At 68.9% G+C, this 16,519-nt stretch carries 19 protein-coding genes; 13 read left to right on the top strand and 6 right to left on the bottom strand.

Translation table 11 applies throughout. The annotated features are described in order from the left end of the window. Positions 1–17: 17 nt before the first annotated feature. Positions 18–503: a pantetheine-phosphate adenylyltransferase gene (gene coaD / locus NG1_RS10575; RefSeq protein WP_062969864.1), complete on the top strand. Its 486-nt coding sequence runs from the start codon at positions 18–20 to the stop codon at positions 501–503. A gap of 66 nt (positions 504–569) precedes the next feature. On the opposite strand, the gene NG1_RS10570 is transcribed toward coaD, so the two are convergent. Further along, positions 570–1,088: a GtrA family protein gene (locus tag NG1_RS10570; protein WP_062969863.1), complete on the bottom strand. Its 519-nt coding sequence runs from the start codon at positions 1,086–1,088 to the stop codon at positions 570–572. A gap of 201 nt (positions 1,089–1,289) precedes the next feature. Here NG1_RS10570 and NG1_RS10565 point away from each other — a divergent pair, with 201 nt between their 5' ends. From NG1_RS10565 to NG1_RS10510, 12 genes are all read left to right on the top strand, one after another. Next, positions 1,290–2,036, top strand: coding sequence for a DivIVA domain-containing protein (locus NG1_RS10565; protein WP_062969862.1), 747 nt, complete (start codon positions 1,290–1,292; stop codon positions 2,034–2,036). Positions 2,037–2,133: 97 nt separating this feature from the next. Then, positions 2,134–2,763, top strand: a complete 630-nt coding sequence (locus tag NG1_RS10560; RefSeq protein WP_084498837.1) for a YceD family protein — start codon at positions 2,134–2,136, stop codon at positions 2,761–2,763. Between the two features lie 52 nt (positions 2,764–2,815). Then, complete coding sequence (gene rpmF / locus NG1_RS10555; RefSeq protein WP_014987105.1) at positions 2,816–2,998, top strand: 50S ribosomal protein L32; 183 nt, start codon at positions 2,816–2,818, stop codon at positions 2,996–2,998. A gap of 22 nt (positions 2,999–3,020) precedes the next feature. Next, positions 3,021–3,734, top strand: a complete 714-nt coding sequence (gene rnc / locus NG1_RS10550) for a ribonuclease III (RefSeq protein WP_062969861.1) — start codon at positions 3,021–3,023, stop codon at positions 3,732–3,734. Position 3,735: 1 nt separating this feature from the next. Next, on the top strand, positions 3,736–4,596 hold the full coding sequence (mutM, locus tag NG1_RS10545; RefSeq protein ID WP_062969860.1) for a bifunctional DNA-formamidopyrimidine glycosylase/DNA-(apurinic or apyrimidinic site) lyase: 861 nt from the start codon (positions 3,736–3,738) through the stop codon (positions 4,594–4,596). A gap of 64 nt (positions 4,597–4,660) precedes the next feature. Beyond that, positions 4,661–5,242: a dihydrofolate reductase family protein gene (locus NG1_RS10540; protein ID WP_062969859.1), complete on the top strand. Its 582-nt coding sequence runs from the start codon at positions 4,661–4,663 to the stop codon at positions 5,240–5,242. Between the two features lie 28 nt (positions 5,243–5,270). Beyond that, positions 5,271–6,308, top strand: coding sequence for a PHP domain-containing protein (locus NG1_RS10535; RefSeq protein WP_062969944.1), 1,038 nt, complete (start codon positions 5,271–5,273; stop codon positions 6,306–6,308). A 100-nt stretch (positions 6,309–6,408) separates the two neighbouring features. Further along, on the top strand, positions 6,409–7,935 hold the full coding sequence (locus tag NG1_RS10530; RefSeq protein WP_062969858.1) for a PstS family phosphate ABC transporter substrate-binding protein: 1,527 nt from the start codon (positions 6,409–6,411) through the stop codon (positions 7,933–7,935). 90 nt (positions 7,936–8,025) lie between these two features. After that, positions 8,026–9,135 carry a winged helix DNA-binding domain-containing protein gene (locus NG1_RS10525; protein ID WP_062969857.1) on the top strand — a complete coding sequence of 370 codons (1,110 nt, stop codon included), beginning with the start codon at positions 8,026–8,028 and terminating at the stop codon, positions 9,133–9,135. A 348-nt stretch (positions 9,136–9,483) separates the two neighbouring features. Further along, positions 9,484–10,680, top strand: coding sequence for a glycosyltransferase family 4 protein (locus tag NG1_RS10520; RefSeq protein WP_084498836.1), 1,197 nt, complete (start codon positions 9,484–9,486; stop codon positions 10,678–10,680). Between the two features lie 8 nt (positions 10,681–10,688). Beyond that, entirely contained in the window at positions 10,689–12,806 is a 2,118-nt protein-coding gene (locus NG1_RS10515; protein WP_062969943.1) for an amylo-alpha-1,6-glucosidase, read from the top strand. Between the two features lie 95 nt (positions 12,807–12,901). Further along, positions 12,902–13,087, top strand: a complete 186-nt coding sequence (locus NG1_RS10510) for a hypothetical protein (RefSeq protein ID WP_062969856.1) — start codon at positions 12,902–12,904, stop codon at positions 13,085–13,087. Positions 13,088–13,159: 72 nt separating this feature from the next. Here NG1_RS10510 and NG1_RS10505 read toward each other — a convergent pair whose 3' ends face one another. The 5 genes from NG1_RS10505 to NG1_RS10485 form a co-directional block, all read right to left on the bottom strand. Then, positions 13,160–13,615 carry a DUF350 domain-containing protein gene (locus NG1_RS10505; RefSeq protein ID WP_062969855.1) on the bottom strand — a complete coding sequence of 152 codons (456 nt, stop codon included), beginning with the start codon at positions 13,613–13,615 and terminating at the stop codon, positions 13,160–13,162. 64 nt (positions 13,616–13,679) lie between these two features. Next, positions 13,680–14,843: a glutathionylspermidine synthase family protein gene (locus NG1_RS10500; RefSeq protein WP_062969854.1), complete on the bottom strand. Its 1,164-nt coding sequence runs from the start codon at positions 14,841–14,843 to the stop codon at positions 13,680–13,682. Beyond that, entirely contained in the window at positions 14,844–15,656 is an 813-nt protein-coding gene (locus NG1_RS37820) for a hypothetical protein (RefSeq protein ID WP_062969853.1), read from the bottom strand. It abuts the gene before it with no gap. A 31-nt stretch (positions 15,657–15,687) separates the two neighbouring features. Further along, positions 15,688–15,966 carry an acylphosphatase gene (locus NG1_RS10490; RefSeq protein WP_040868369.1) on the bottom strand — a complete coding sequence of 93 codons (279 nt, stop codon included), beginning with the start codon at positions 15,964–15,966 and terminating at the stop codon, positions 15,688–15,690. Next, complete coding sequence (locus NG1_RS10485) at positions 15,966–16,427, bottom strand: OsmC family protein (protein ID WP_062969852.1); 462 nt, start codon at positions 16,425–16,427, stop codon at positions 15,966–15,968. The genes NG1_RS10490 and NG1_RS10485 overlap by 1 nt, the downstream gene beginning before the upstream one ends. Positions 16,428–16,519: the final 92 nt, after the last annotated feature.

The following is a 16,519-nucleotide window of genomic DNA, read 5'->3' as shown; positions in this document are numbered from 1 at the left end:
CCTGCTAGCGTCGCCTCATGGCAGGAGCACTGTGCCCCGGGTCGTTCGACCCCGTGACCTACGGACACCTCGACGTCTTCACCCGGGCCGCGGCCCAGTTCGACGAGGTCGTCGTCACCGTCTTGATCAACCCGAAGAAGCAGGGCATGTTCACCGTCGAGGAGCGCATCGAGCTGCTGCGCGAGTCGACCGCGCACCTGGCCAACGTGCGGGTGGAGTCGTGGCAGGGCCTGCTGGTCGACTTCGCCCGCGAGCAGGGCGTCACCGCGATCGTGAAGGGCCTGCGCGACGCGGGCGACTTCGGCTACGAACTGCAGATGGCGCAGATGAACAAGAAGCTCTCCGGGGTGGACACCTTCTTCATCGCCACCAACCCGTCGCTCAGCTTCCTGTCCAGCTCACTGGTCAAGGAGGTCGCGGCGTACGGCGGCGACGTCGCCGACATGCTGCCGCCTTCGGTGCACAAGCGCCTCCTCGACCGCTTGGCCGAGCGCGAGAACTGACGGAGAAACAAGTCCTGAACGTGGCCGGGTCCCGCCGTACCGGTACTCCCGGAGAGGCGGACCGGCTCAGAACACCAGGCCGCGCAGGGCCAGGAAGCGCAGGCCGCCGACGGCGGCGGTGATGGCGAGGATCGCGGCGGCCTGGGCGGTGTCCCCGAGGCCGGGGGCCCACACGCCGAGTGCGGCAAGCGCGGCGGTCGTGACGCCGAGGCCGACCATCGCCAGCCCGCCGCCTTCCCACTGTGCCGTGAACCAGCCGACCCGTCCCGCCGCGTGGAAGGTGAGCTGACGGTGCAGCTCGTTGGCGATCATGGTGCTGACGATGGAGCCGACCACATTGGCGAGCAGCGGTCCGGCCCCGTGCATGGCGAAGAACAGCAGGACATAGGCGATATTGCTGGACCCGCCGACCAGCGCGAACCGGATCAGCTGAGCGAAGGCGCGATCGCCGCGCAGATACTGGGCGAGCTGTCCGAACTTGCTCGCGACCGCGGTGGCAGGTAACGCGGGGTAGGGGCCGCCCCACGGCACGAAGAAGCTGGTGGCGCTCACTCCCGCCGGTCGCGGTAGTTCCAGAACAGTCATCGTCTTTCCGATCGAACATTCGGTCTTGGTCGACCTTCCAGAAAAATGTAACACGAAGCGGAGAGGAGGTCTCCACTTGATTTCTGTGGCGTGCGAGACACTGACACGACACACCGGAAAGTGACTCGGCACGAGCCGTGACGAGGGGCACACTGGGCTGGGCGGAGAGTTTCGCCGTGAGTCCGCAGGAGGGTAGTGAGCATGTATCGCGTATTCGAAGCGCTCGACGAACTTGTCGCCATCGTCGAAGAGGCGCGTGGCATCCCCCCGACCCGAAGCTGCATCGTGCCGCGTGGCGACGTGCTCGAACTACTCGACGACGTCCGGGACGCGCTGCCCGGCGAACTCGACGACGCCCAGGACGTGCTCGACCATCGGGACAAGATCGTGTCCGATGCCAGGACCGCGGCCGAGACCGCCGTGACCGGAGCGAACGAGCAGGCCGAGCACACCATCACTTCGGCGCGCGAGGAAGCCGATCGCATCCTGGCCGACGCCAAGGCGCACGCCGACCGGATGGTCGCCGAGGCGAGTGCGCACGCCGATCACCTGGTCGCCTCCGCGCAGGAGGAGGCCGATCGGGTGGTGGCCGACGGCAACGCCGAATACGAGGCGGTGACCGGCCGGGCGCGCGTCGAGTCGGACCGGATGATCGAGGCGGGCAAGGCCGCCTACGACCGCTCCGTCGCCGAAGGGCTCGCCGAGCAGGAGCGGCTGGTCACGCAGACCGAGGTGGTCCGGGCCGCGCACGCCGAATCGGCCAGGGTGATCGACGCCGCGCACGCCGAAGCCGATCGCCTGCGCGAGGAATGCGATCACTACGTCGACTCCCGGCTCGCCGACTTCGAGGAGACGCTGACCAGCACGCTGCGCACGGTCGGGCGCGGGCGTCATCAGCTGCGCAGTGGCACGGGCGTACCCGACTACGCCAGCGAATTCCGCAGGTAGCGGCGCCGAGCGCGAGGGGCTGCGTTTGGGAGCGCACCGCCTGATCGCTTATTGTGGAGTGGTTGCCCATACCCCATCGAGCGTGAGTGAGTTCGTGATGTCCGCCGGTTCCGGTTCCGCGTCGCGTCCCAGGTCGGCCAAGCGCCGGTTGCCGGACGCCGGTTTCGTGCTGGACGCCCGCAGCCTCGGCCGCAGGCCGGGGACCATGCGCGAGCTGCGCCGCACCGTCACCACCGAGAATCGGATCGGGCTGGATCTGATCGCCGTTCCCGTGGGCGCGCAGGTGGAACTCGACCTGCAGTTGCAGGCGGTATCCGAAGGTGTGCTGGTCACCGGCACGGTCACCGCGCCGATCGAAGGGGAGTGCTCGCGCTGCCTGGAGCCGTTCGGCGACGAGGTCACCCTGCGGGTGACCGAGCTGTTCGCCTACCCGGACAGCGCCACCGAGCAGACCACCGAGGACGACGAGGTCCACCGCCTGATCGACGACACCATCGATCTGGAGCCCGTGGTGATCGACGCCGTCGGTCTCGAGCTGCCGCTGCAGCCGCTGTGCTCGCCGGATTGCGCGGGACTGTGCCCGGAATGCGGCGTACGGATGGCGATTGCGGGATCCGACCACGGGCATGAGATACTTGACCCTCGCTGGGCCGGACTGGCTAACTTCGCCTCCGGATCGCCCGGCACAGGCAGCCCCGACGAGGGTGCGGCCGACCGAGACCACTGAGCAAGACCGATCAGCCGAACCGGCAGAGCAATTAGACAGAGGAGAAGTAGTCGTGGCCGTTCCCAAGCGCCGGATGTCCCGTTCCAACACCAGGTCGCGGCGCAGCCAGTGGAAGGCCACCGCGCCGACCCTGATCACCTGCCCGAACCGCGCCTGCGGCGAGAAGACCCTGCCGCACATCGCCTGCCCGTCCTGCGGCACCTACAAGGGCCGCCAGGTCACCGCCGCGGTCTGATCGTCAGACCTGTCGTAGCGACGTGACCGACGAACCCGACTCGTCCGGTGAACACGCGAGCCTGCTCGCCGCCCTGGGCGTCGATTTGCAGCCGGATCTTCTGCGTCTCGCGCTGACCCATCGGTCGTACGCGTATGAGAACGGCGGTCTGCCGACGAACGAGCGTCTCGAGTTCCTCGGCGACTCCGTGCTCGGGCTGAGCATCACCGAACGGCTGTATCACGAGCATCCCTCGAAGTCCGAGGGTGAACTGGCCAAGCTGCGCGCGAGCGTGGTGAACATGCGCGCGCTCGCGGAGGTAGCCCGCGGGCTCGGCGATGGCGGCCTCGGTGTGCACCTGTTACTGGGCAAAGGCGAAGAACTCACCGGCGGCCGGGACAAGGAGAGCATCCTCGCCGACGGCATGGAGTCACTGCTCGGCGCCGTGCACCTGGAGCACGGCATCGAGGTGGCTCGCGCCGTGGTGTTGCGGCTGTTCGCCGAGCTGCTCGAGCGCGGACCGCGAATGGGCGCCGGACTGGACTGGAAGACGAGCCTGCAGGAACTCACCGCCGAGCGTGGTCTCGGCGTGCCCAGCTACGAGATCACCTCGACCGGGCCCGACCACGACAAGGAATTCACCGCAACCACGGTGGTCGGTGGACGGGCCTACGGGCAGGGTGTCGGCCGGTCCAAGAAGGAAGCCGAGCAGAAGGCCGCGGGGGCCGCCTACGAGGCGCTGACCGCCGAAACCTGACGTGCCCGAACTACCCGAGGTCGAGGTCGTGCGACGCGGCCTCGCCGAGCATGCGGTCGGCCGGGTCGTGGAATCGGTGGCGATCACCCATCCCCGCTCGGTGCGCCGCCATCTCGAAGGCGCCGCCGATCTCGCCGCGCGGTTGACCGGCCTGCGGATCGAGTCGGCCGAGCGGCGCGGCAAATTCCTCTGGCTCACCTTCGACGACCCGGAAGCCGCCTTGGTCGTGCACCTGGGCATGAGCGGTCAGATGCTGGTCCAGCCCGCCGCCGCGCCGCTGGAGAAGCACGCCCACATCCGCGCCACCTTCGGTGACGGTACCCAGCTGCGTTTCGTCGACCAGCGCACCTTCGGTGGCTGGGCGCTCGCGCCGCTGGTCGAGGTGGACGGCACCCTGGTGCCGCAGCCGGTCGCGCACATCGCCCGCGACCCGCTGGATCCGCGTTTCGACCTCGAGTCCGTGGTCGCCGTCGTCCGGGGTAAGCAGAGTGAGATCAAGCGCGTCCTGCTCGATCAGGGCGTCGTCTCCGGGATCGGCAACATCTACGCCGACGAGGCGCTGTGGCGGGCGAAGATCCACGGTGGCCGGCTCGCCTCGGGACTGTCCAGGCCCGCGGTGCGTGGATTGCTCGCCGATGTGGCCACGGTGATGGGCGAAGCGCTCGACGCGGGCGGTACCTCGTTCGACGCGCTCTATGTGAACGTCAACGGCCAGTCGGGCTACTTCGAACGCGCCCTGGCCGTATACGGTCGGGAGAACGAGCCGTGTCGCCGGTGTGGTGCGCCGATCACCCGGGAGCGGTTCATGAACCGCTCGTCCTACTCCTGCCCGCGCTGCCAGCCGAAGCCTCGCCGTCGCTAGCGCGGGCGGGCTACCGTTTCCTCAGGGCGGTTCGGAATGTCAGCCGGCCGTGAGGAAGGGAAGCATGCGCAAGCTCACCTATTACGTCGCGTCGACGATCGATGGATTCATCGCCACCGAGGATGGCTCGGTCGACTTCTTCCCGGTCGGCGGCGACCACGGTCCGTCGATCAACGCGCAGTACCCCGAGACGCTGCCCACCAAGGTCCGCGAGGCGCTCGGGGTGGAGGAGCGCAATCGCTATTTCGACACCGTGCTGATGGGGCGCAAGACGCACGACTTCGGCGTCCGCACCGGCACCTCCACGCCGTACGCGCACCTGCGGCAGTTCGTGGTCTCGACCACGCTGCCCGAGAGCCCCGATCCGGCGGTCGAGCTGATCTCGGAGAACCCGGTCGAGAAGGTTCGTGAACTCAAGCGGGAGAGCGGGCTGGGCATCTGGCTGTGCGGTGGCGGCGAGCTGGCGCAGGTGCTGCTGCCGGAGATCGACCAGATCTTCCTCAAGCTCTACCCGATCGTGCTCGGCCGCGGCCGCCCGCTGTTCGGCGCCGGATCGCGGCTGCCCGAACCCGCCAAGTTCCGGGTGATCACCAGCACCGTGTTCGAGGACGGCGTGGCCTTCGTCAAATACAGCCGGGTGCGCTAGCACGGTGTCCGACCAGGATCCGAGCGGGATGCCGGACCGGGCCGCGGCGCCGGGTCCGGAGGCGGCGCTGCGGGAGATCGGCTTCTGGCTGGAGCGCTCCCGTGCGGAGACCCACCGCGTGAAGGCCTACCGGCGCGCCGCCGACGTCGTCGCGGGATTGCCCGCCGACGAGCGCGCGGCGCGCCGAGCGGCCGGCAGCTGGACCGAACTGGCAGGCATCGGGCCCAAGACCGCCGCCGTCATCGAGCAGGCGTACGCCGGTGTGGTGCCGCGATACCTGGCCGAGTTGCGCGCGGCCGCCCAGCCGATCGGGGCGCCGGGCAAACCGTTGCGGGAACAGTTGCGCGGCGATCTGCACACGCACTCGAACTGGTCCGACGGTGGCAGCCCGATCGAGGAGATGATGCGCGTCGCGGCGGCGCTCGGGCATGAATACTGCGCCCTGACCGACCATTCGCCGCGCCTGACCGTGGCCAACGGCCTGTCCGCCGACCGACTGCGCAAGCAACTCGACGTGGTCGCCGAACTCAACGACCGGATGGCGCCGTTCCGCATTCTCACCGGCATCGAAGTGGACATCCTCGACGACGGCACGCTCGACCAGCAGGCGGATCTGCTCGCCCGCCTGGACATCGTCGTGGCCAGCGTGCATTCGCACCTGCGCGACGACAGCGCGACGATGACCAAGCGCATGGCGTACGCCGTCGCCGACCCCAATGTCGACGTGCTCGGCCACTGCACCGGCCGCCTGGTCGCGGGTGGACGCGGCACCAGGCCGGAGTCGACGTTCGACGCCGAGGTGGTGTTCGAGGCGTGCCGCACCTACGGCACCGCCGTGGAGATCAACAGCAGGCCCGAACGACTGGATCCGCCTTCGCGATTGCTGCGACTGGCCGCCGAGATGGGGTGCTACTTCTCGATCGACACCGACGCGCACGCCCCGGGACAGCTCGACTGGCAGGGCTACGGTTGCGAGCGCGCGGTCGCGAACGGTGTCGCGCCGGAACGGGTGATCAACACCTGGCCGCTGGCGGATCTCTCGGCCTGGACTCGCGCGCGAGCGTGACCGCCGGGTTAACTGTTGCCGAACACTTCGACTTCGCCTGGGTCGGTAGGCGATCGCCGCCGAGAATGATGGCCACACGGATTGCTGGGGGGATCGACTGGTGGGCGACTTTCCGCTCGAAATCGTACTGGCGCTCATCGGTATCGCGGTGCCGATCGGCGCGTTCCTGTGGGAGTTCGTTTTCGCAGGCCGCAGGCGGCTCGGCTATCGAGTACAGATGGACACGCCGGTCACCGGCGAGATCGAGTCGGTGTTCCCCGGGGTGCTTCCGCAGCTGCGCCCCTCGGCCGACGGCGCCAGCCCGGACCTGAAGGACATCTCGGTCGTGCTGGTGCGCATCGAGAACAGCGGCGTCACGACCATCGACAGTCATGACTACAAGGCGCCGGAAGCCGCGCGGATCGGTCTGCACCTGCGCTTTCCGCAGCGCCGCGTGATCGGCATGGCGGTCAACGAACTCAGCGATCCCGCGTTGGCCGACAACCTCGACGCCGACTCCGGCATCGCGGTACGCGAGGACACCGACGGGCACATCGGTGTGATCGACTTGCCGAAGGTGCCGCTCGGCCCCGGCGATCACTACAAGATCCTGGCGATCCTGCAGCGGTCCGAAGGTGTGGGCGAATACCCGCAACCGGTGCTGCGCGGCGGCATCAAAGCCGGCCGGATCACCGAAACCCGCAGCCGCACCGGAATCCCGCTGATGATGGTCGCGCTCACGATATTCCTGGTGCTGGTGATCGTCGTCCAACTGGTGGTGGCCGCGCTGGAGCCGTCGCCGACGCCACTGGAGTGCGCCTCGGGCAAACTGACCGTGACCGGGTCGTCGGCGTTCGGCCCCGTGGTCAGGGAAGCCGCCGAGCAGTATCGGAAGCGTTGCACCGGTGCGGAATTCGCGTTCGGTTTCGAGGGCACCGAGCGTGGACTGGACCGGCTCGCCGAGGAGGGCGCGGGCAACTCCGGATTGCTCGCCATCACCGACGGTGCGAAGGGCAGCGGCTATCCGTCGTTGGTGCACCGTCCGCTCGCCTTGTCGTTGTTCGCCATGATCGTGCATCCCGGCGTCGGCGTCCGGGATCTCACCGTCGCCCAGATCCGGGATCTGTACCGTGGCGGCATCGGCAACTGGCGCGAGGTGGGCGGACCCGACCTGCCGGTGGTGCTGGTCAACCGCACCCCGGGTTCCGGTTCGCGCAACACCTTCGAACGCAGGCTGCTCGACGGCACTCAGCCGGATCGCGCGCACGTGAGCTGCACGGCGCTGAAGGGCACCGTCACCACCGCGCCCGCGCACTGCGAGGTCCAGGTCACGGCCGACATGCGCAAGGCGGTGGCCGAGATCCCCGGAGCCATCGGCTATACGGAGTTCTCCGAGGCCGTCGACGCGGGCCTGCCGACCCTGGTGATCGAGGGCGTCGGCGCAGGCCGCGACGCCGCGGTGCGCCGCGCCTACCCCTTCTGGGGAGTCGAGTACGCCTACAGCAACGGCGAGTTGCCCGGTGACTCGCTCGCCGCGAGCTTTCTGCACTTCCTGACCGATCAGACCGGCAAGGAGGTGCTGCGCGCGCACGGCAACGCGCCGTGCGCCGACTTGCCCGATCCCGGCCGCTGCCTACCGGATCAGTGAACCCCGGACGCCCTCGCGGGCACCCGTGGAACGGTGCGCATGCTTCGCGAGGAGCGTCGAGATGTCGGTCGGCTCGGCGAAGATGGGCGCATGACGGAACTATCACTGCGCGAGCTGAATCGGACGCTGCTGGTGCGCCAGAAGCTGGTGGAGCGGGTGGCGCTGCCCCCGCTCGAACTGGTCCGGCATCTGGTCGCGGTGCAGGGCCAGGAGCCGAACTGGCCCTATGTGGGGCTGTGGTCGCGCCTCGCGGAGTTCCGGCACGACGATTTGGCCGCGCTGCTGCGTGACCGCAGGCTGGTGCGTTCCACCATGATCCGCGGGACCGTCCATCTGGCCGACGCCGCGGACTACCGCTGGCTGCGGCCGACGGTGCAACCGGTGGTCGACGCCGCGCTGAAAGCACCGTATTTTCGCGACGAGATCGACGGCGTCGATCTGGGAGCGCTCGCGGCCGCCGGACGTGAACTGCTGGCCGGACAGCGGCTGCGCCGCGGTGAACTGGGCGACCTGCTCGCCCGGCGTTTCCCGGACCGGCACGCGCGCAGGCTCGCCGAAACCGTCGAGTTGCTGGTCCCGTTGACGCACGGCCCCGAGACCGGCGCGTGGGGGCGGTGGCGCTATCGGCAGGTCACAGTCGGTCTGGCCGAGGAATGGACGGGCCTGCCCATGGCCGAGGTGTCCCAGCCCGAGACGCTGGTCCTGCGCTATCTCGCCGCGTTCGGTCCGGCCACGGTAGCGGACATGCAGGCGTGGGCGGGTATCACCCGGCTGGCCGAGGTCGTCGACGGCCTGCGCACCCGGCTGCGCGTGTTCACCGACGACCAGCACCGCGTGTTGTTCGATCTGCCGGACGCGCCGTTGGCCGAGCCGGATCTGCCCGTGCCCGTACGCTTTCTGCCCGCCTTCGACAACGCGCTGTTGGGCCACAAGGACCGCCGCAGGATCATCAGCGAGGAAGACCGGAAACGCACCGCTAGAGAGGCTTCCGCGGGCGTTCCCATGTATCTGGTCGACGGTTTCGCGCACGGCCGCTGGTCGCTGGACGGCGCCACGCTGCGCATCAGGCCCTGGCATCCGCTGTCCGCGACCGAGGAGGCGGCGGTGCGCGCGGAAGCGGAAGATTTGCTGTCGTTCATCGTGGCGGGTGGGGACGCCACCGCGGCCGACTGTGATCCGCAGGTCGTGCTCGAAGGGTGAGACGCGCGGTGACCGTCTCGGAGAAGGCGGGGCCACCGGACTACCCATCGGTAGCTGAACAATCGCTGGACGACGGGATTTTTCCCCAACTGTGGTTTGAACCACACCGCCTGAGGTACCTCCCACTCGGCCCCCCTGATCATGCCGAAAGCGTGACCAGGCCAACCAAGCCCCATGGACGGCGGTGCAGCTAGGTCTTCACCTCCGCCGCGGGGGCCACTTAGTTCAGTTCGGCGCCCGGTACTCCGAGTGCTGGGTGAATGCGAGTGCTACTTGGTTGTCCCTGGAAGGAGGGTCATGAGCGCGCTTTCCGTGCCGATTTCCGCGCAGGCGTCGTCCGATCTGGAGATGCCGTCGTGCGACTACGTGTCGACAGATCGCTCCAGCGGTCCGTTCCGGATCGCGATGGTCGTGCCGCCGTACTTCGACGTCCCGCCCAAGGCATACGGCGGTGTCGAGGCCGTGGTGGCCGATCTGGTCGACGCACTGGTGGCCCGTGGCCACGACGTGACTCTGCTTGGCGCGGGGGAACCGGGGACGAAGGCCAAGTTCGTGCCGGTGTGGGATCGGGCGCTGCCCGAGCGTCTCGGGGAGCCGTTTCCCGAGGTCGTGCACGCGTTGCGGGTGCGCCGCGCCATCGAGAAGCTCGTGGCCACATCGGGTGTCGACCTGGTGCACGACCACACCTTCGCAGGCCCGCTCAACGCGTCCGTCTTCCAGCACATGGGTCTGCCGACGGTATTGACCGTGCACGGGCCGGTGGAGGACGACATCTACCGTTACTACCAGGATCTGGGCGACGAGGTGGCGCTGGTCGCGATCAGCGACCGCCAGCGCGAGCTGGCGCCGGGCCTGAATTGGTCCGGGCGCGTGCACAATGCGCTGCACGTCGACGACTGGCCGTTCCGTGTCGAGAAGGACGACTACGCGCTGTTCCTCGGCCGGTTCAACGAGTGCAAGGCCCCGCACCTGGCGCTGGAGGCCGCGCACGCGGCGGGCATCCCGCTGGTGCTGGCCGGTAAGTGCAGCGAACGTCCGGAACAGGCGTACTTCGAGGAGAAGGTGCGGCCGATGTTGACGGACAACGATCACGTGTTCGGACTCGCCGACGCGGCGGCCAAGCGTAAGCTGCTTGCGAATGCGCGTTGCCTGTTGTTCCCAATCCGCTGGGAGGAACCGTTCGGCATGGTGATGATCGAATCCATGGTTTGTGGCACGCCGGTGGTCGCGTTGCGCGGCGGGGCGGTGTCCGAGGTGATCGTCGACGGCGTGACCGGCCGCATCTGCGAGGATCCCGCCGAATTGCCCGCGGCTATCGAAGAGGTCCGCGGCATCGACCCGTATGCCTGCCGAGCCCACGTGCAGGCCAATTTCGGGTCCGACACGCTCGGCTTCGGGTACGAGCAGGTGTATCGCCGTCTGCTGCGTTCCAAGCAGCGGTTCGGTGCCGCGCCGCTCGACATCGCGGCGCCCGCGGCCGCGCCGCTCGACGCCACGGCGACCGGCTCCGCGCCCGTCCGGATCGCGGCGAGCGGATTGGCGTGACCGGTTCCATCCCGTTGAGCCCAGCCCCCCTGAACGCCGGTGAGCCCACCGGGTTCGGGGGGTGCGGTTCGGTCACCCTGGTCGAAGGCGGCACGTTCTGCCTGTCCAACCGGCTCGGTGACGTCGAACCGGGCAAGCCGCACGGCTTGTTCTTCCGGGACGCGCGCGTGCTGTCCCGCTGGGAATTGCTGGTGAACGGCAAACCCGCCGAGTCCCTTTCGGTGCTCAGTCCGGAGGCGTTCGCCGCCAGGTTCGTGTTGCGCAGGCCCCCGCAGGCGGGCCTGGCCGACAGCACGCTGCTGGTGGTGCGCGAGCGGATCGTGGCCGACGGCATGCACGAGCTGATCACGCTGGAGAACATGGGCCGCGAGCCCACCGCGGTGCTGCTGGAACTGCACGTGGACGCCGACTTCGTCGACCTCTTCGCGGTGAAGGAAGGCCGGGCGGGGCACGCGCGGGCCGACGTGACGGTCGCCGACGGTGAACTGGTGCTGCACGACCACGCCGACCGCAGCCGGGGAATATCGATCTCCGCCACGGTGGAACCCGAGGTTCTTCCGGGTTCGCTGCTGTGGCGGGTGATCGTGCCGGTCGGCGAATGCTGGCAGACCGAGATCATCGCCCAGCCGACGGTGGGAAACCAGCGATTCCAAGCCGTGTCGCCGGGGGAGCACTACGGCGTGAGCGCGCCGGGCCGCAAGATCGAGGCGTGGCGCGACACCGCCACCGACATCGCCGCGTCCGATCCGGCGCTCACCCGCGTGCTGCGCCGCACCGAGAGCGACTTGGGCGCGTTGCAGATGCACGACGAATCCGGCGACGCCCGGCCGTTCGTCGCCGCTGGCGCGCCGTGGTTCATGACCCTGTTCGGCCGCGACAGCCTGCTCACCGCGTGGATGGCGCTGCCGCTGGAGGTCGATCTGGCGCTGGGCACGCTCCAGCAGCTGGCGGAACTGCAAGGCCAGGACGTGAACCCGCTCACCGAGGAGGAGCCCGGGCGCATCATGCACGAGATGCGCCGCGGCCCGGCGGGCGGGCAGGTGTTCGGCGGCAACATCTACTACGGAACCGCCGACGCTACACCGCTGTTCGTGATGCTGCTGGCCGAATGCCATCGCTGGGGCGCCGACTGCGAGGCGATCCGGCAACTGCTGCCCGCCGCCGACGCGGCGCTGCGCTGGATCACCGACTACGGCGACCGGGACGGCGACGGCTTCGTCGAGTACCGCCGCGCCACCGACCGCGGCCTGATCAATCAGGGGTGGAAGGACAGCTTCGACGGGATCAACGACGCCACCGGCCATATCGCCGAGGCGCCGATCGCGCTGTGCGAAGTGCAGGGCTACGTGCACGCGGCGATGCTGGCCAGGGCCGAGCTGGCCGAGGCTTTCGACGACCCTCGGCTGGCCGGCCTGCTGCGCGAACGCGCCGCGGAGTTGCGCGTCAAGTTCGCCGAACAGTTCTGGCTGCCCGACCGCGGCTGGTACGCCGTGGCGCTGGACGGCGGCAAACGTCAGGTCGACGCGCTGACCAGCAATGTCGCCCACTGCCTCTGGTCGGGTATCGCCACCGACGAGCACGCGGCCGAGCTGGTGTCGCGTATCGCGTCCCCGGAGATGGACTCCGGCTTCGGTCTGCGCACCTTGGCCTCGAACATGGGTGCCTACAACCCGATGAGCTATCACTGCGGCTCGGTCTGGCCGCACGACACGGCGATCGCGGTGGCGGGCTTGCTGCGCTATCGGCACGTGCCCGGCGCGGTCGAGCTGGCGACCCGGCTGGCCACCGGTCTCTTGGACGCGGCGGCGGTGTTCGACGGCCGATTGCCGGAGTTGTTCTGCGGTTTTCCCCGGTCCCGATTCGCTACGCCCGTGCCGTATCCGACGTCCTGCTCGCCGCAGGCGTGGGCGAGCGCGGCGCCGCTGTTGCTGGTGCGCTCGTTCCTCGGACTCGACCCGGACACGCCGAGCAGGACGCTCACCGTCCGGCCGCAGCTACCGGCGCGGTGGGGCAAGGTCTCGCTGCGCGCGCTGCGGCTCGGTGCGACCACCGTCGACCTGGAGGCCGAGGGCGCGCAGATCACCGCGGCACGCCTGCCCGACGACTGGCGACTGGTGACCCGGTGAGCCACACCGGTTGCCGAGAGGCCCGAGCGGGTATGCCTCCGGCGTAAGGACATTGCAAGCCTTCTCGCTCTGATACGCAGCACGGGAGGTGCACGATGCAGACATCGCTGGATACGCAGGACCTCTGGCGGAGCCGATACCGGGACTGTTCCGCGGACCCGACAGATCTCGACCTCGATCGCGCGCTGTTCGTCCGCGGCGTGCACGCCGGTCACGGCCCGGAGTGCCGCCAGTACCTCGCCGCGGCGGCGTACTGTCTCGACCACGGAGACGATCACTGACCGGCGGCCGCGCCGCTGCGAGGAATGTCGGGCCGGTGCCGGACGTGGGGGCCGATGAGTTCGCGGCTACGCCTAGAGGATCGCGAAGGCGACCACCAAGCCGAGCGCGAAATGCGCGGCCGCCACCACGAGTACCTCGGTGGTGTAGGTGTCGGCGTGCAGCGCGGTGCCGATGTCGATGCCGAGCGCCCGCTCGATCACGCGCACCGAGATGACCTGGGCGACAATGCCGACCAGGCCGAACACCAGCGCGGCGATCAGTCCCTCGGACAGCTTGCCGCCGCCGCCAACGGCGAAGATGGCGAGCACGACGATGAACGCCATGCTGATCATGCCCGCGGCCGTGACGATGACGGCGTTCGGCTTGCCCGCCACCACCAGTTTGCGCAGCTTGCCCGGCGTGGTCAGGTCGATGGCGTAGAAGCCGACGAGCATGAGCACCAGGCCGACGAGGGCGTAGAGGATGATCGCTCCCACACCCTCGCCCAGCGAACTCCAGTACCCCGATTCCAGGGCGACTGCGGTCATCTTGATCCTTCCGAGAGGGATTGGCGGGCGGCCGAGATTATTTCGTGCTTGCCGGTGACGAGGTTCAATCGATGATGCGGTGCGGGACGAAGGCGGAGCCGTCGTCGGTGATCAGTCCCGCGGTCTCGCGGATGCCGAGGCCCGCCGCGGCGTCGCCGACGATCCACGCGCCGAGCACCGGACGCATGTCGTCGAATTCCGGCAGCGGGTCCAGCAACTGGTACACGTAACCTTCCTCGCCGTAGACGCCACCGGTCGCGGTCTCCAAACCGGCGCCGACGATCGTCATATTGGCGCCCTCGCGTCCCAGCTTCGGTTTACGGATGTACTCGGTGAGCTCGTTGGGCTGGTCGAGATAGGCGGGCAGCAGATTCGGGTGGCCCGGGTACATCTCCCACAGCACCGCCAGGATCGCCTTGTTGCTCAGCAGCGTCTTCCACAGCGGCTCGATCCACATGGTCTCCGGCAGGCTGTCCACGACGCGCTTGCCGAAATCGTCGTCGAGCGCCCACTCCCACGGGTAGAGCTTGAAGATCGCCTCGATCGGAGCCTCCGCCAGATCGACGAAACGTTCCAGCGCGGAATCGAAGCCGATCTCCTCGATCGGCAGCGCGATGGTGTCGAACCCGGCCTCGGCCGCGGTCTCCTGCATGTAGGCGGTGGTGACGTTGTCCTCACCGGTCGCGTCCGCGCCGGACCAGGTGAAATGCAACTGCGCGCTGGGCAGCACGTCGCGCAGCTCGCCCCACCGCTCGACCAGCTTCTCGTGCAACGAGTTCCACTGGTCGCCGCCGGGGTAGCGGTCGGTCAGCCAGTGCCACTGCACGATCGCCGCCTCCAGCAGCGAGGTCGGCGTGTCCGCGTTGTACTCCAGCAGTTTCGCCGGGCGTCGCGCGTCGTAACGCAGGTCGAAGCGCCCGTACACGTGCGGGTCGGAGCGCCGCCAGGATTCGGCGATCGGGCCCCAGCTCCATTCGGGCAGACCGAAATCGGCGTACCGCTCGGTCAACACGATGTGCTCCACCGCGTTCAGGCACATCGAGTGCAGCAGTTCGACGTCGGCCTCCAAGGCGAGGATCTCCGGCATCTCGAACTCGTAGTGCACCGACTCGTCCCAGTACGGCCGCGGCTGACCGCTCGCGTCCCGTCCCGGCGAACCGTAGACCAGGCCCTGGCCCTCGATGATCTGCTGCCAGCCGGCCCGGGGAGTATCCCGCACGCGCCGCATCTACGACCCTCCGCCGGTGCTCTTGCTGCCCAGGCCGCCGCGCTGGATCGTGGTGCCGCTCTTTGTCTTGATCTCGGCGCCTTTCGGTTTGATGGTGGTGCCGCCGGTGGGCGGTCTGCCGACGGTGCCGGTGCCGCCGTAGTAGTAGCGGTACTGCGGTCCGCCGCCGAGGATGATCAGACCGGGACCGACACCGGTGTCGCCGATGAAACCGGGACGACCGTCGCCGCAGTGGGAGTCGTCCACCACGATCTCTTGGCCGTTCTCGACTTTCACGCACTGAGCGGTGACCCGGTCCGGGGCGGTCAAGGCGCGATAGGTCAGGTAGCCGCCGCCGACCAGCGCGGCGACGCCGACAATGGCGGCACCGCCGATCATGACGCGCTTGCGGGTGCGCTTCTTGGCCTCCTCGGCCGCCGCGGCCGCGCGCTGCGCTTCTTCGGCGCGCTTGCGGGCCTTGTCCCTCGCCCGTAGCTCGGCCACCGTGGGCGGGCGGGGCTGGGTCACGCCGGCTTCTTGCCGCTGGATACTGCCGGGACGAGGCGGGTGCTCGGCGGGTGGTTGCTGCTCGGCCGGACCGCTCGGACTGCCGGGCGGCACCGAAGTGGGCGTCGACCAGTCGATCTCGGACTGCTCGGGGCCACCCGGCGTGGAAGCGGGTTCCGTGCCACCGGAGACGGGCGTCGACCAGTCCTGTTCGTCGCCGGACCCGGATGTGGCCGCGGCCGGATCGTTCTCGTCGGGGCGTGGCGTCCCGGAAGGCCGCTTGGGATCGTCCCGGCGCTCGTCGTCACCCGGATTCAGCGTGCTCACCGCTGTACCCCCCTCGTCGCCCGAACCACCACTACCGCTCCTCGAAACCGGTCAAATCACCCCGCGCGGGCTCCCAGCTTTCCACAACCAACCTGACCTGACCAGGAGTATCGCCGGAACGCAGCTGTGCGAGCAACCGCTCGCAGGCCGGTCGCGGCCCCTCGGCGATCACGTGCACCCGGCCGTCCCTGGCATTCCTCGCCTGCCCGACCAGCCCGAGCTCCAGCGCCCGCGACCGAGTCCACCAGCGGAAACCCACGCCCTGGACCAGGCCGTGCACCCAGGCGCTCAACCGAACGGCCTCGTCCATCAGGCCTCGATGTCGAACGACAGCGTCACCTTCGACCCCGCCTTCAGCGTCCGTCCCACCGTGCAGACCTTGTCGATCGCACGCTGGACGGTGACCAGCAACCGCTCGCGGGCCTCGTCGTCGAGGTCGCTGAGATCGAGTTCGAACACTTCGTCCAGCTGGGGGTAGACCTCGTTCTCCCGGTCGGCGTCGCCGGAGACGCGGATGGTCGCGTCGAAGTTGTCGCCGAGTTTGCGCGACAGCGGGAAGTCCGCGCTCAGGCCGGAGCAGGCGGCCAGCGCGATCTTCAGCAGCTCGCCGGGGGTGAACACACCGGGGACGCCCTGCGAACCGATCAGGACCTCGGCGCCACGGGAGCTGCGTCCGGTGTAGGCCCTGGTTCCGGTGCGTTCGACCCACAGTGTGGTGGGCTCCGGCGCGCTCGGCGCCGCGGTGGCGGGTGTAGCGGTGTGTTCAGCCATGGGTTCGATCCTGCCATTGTCGTCGCAATCAACTCGCGCGCCTGGCAACGCCGTGCCCCGTCGCGCCATTCCGCGCCGTCGGCGGCCCGTGG

Origin of the sequence: Nocardia gamkensis NBRC 108242, from assembly GCF_001612985.1 — a bacterium.
GTDB classification, from domain to species: domain Bacteria; phylum Actinomycetota; class Actinomycetes; order Mycobacteriales; family Mycobacteriaceae; genus Nocardia; species Nocardia gamkensis.
Note: the sequence above shows the minus strand (reverse complement) of the source record. Positions and strands in the feature narration are given on the sequence as shown.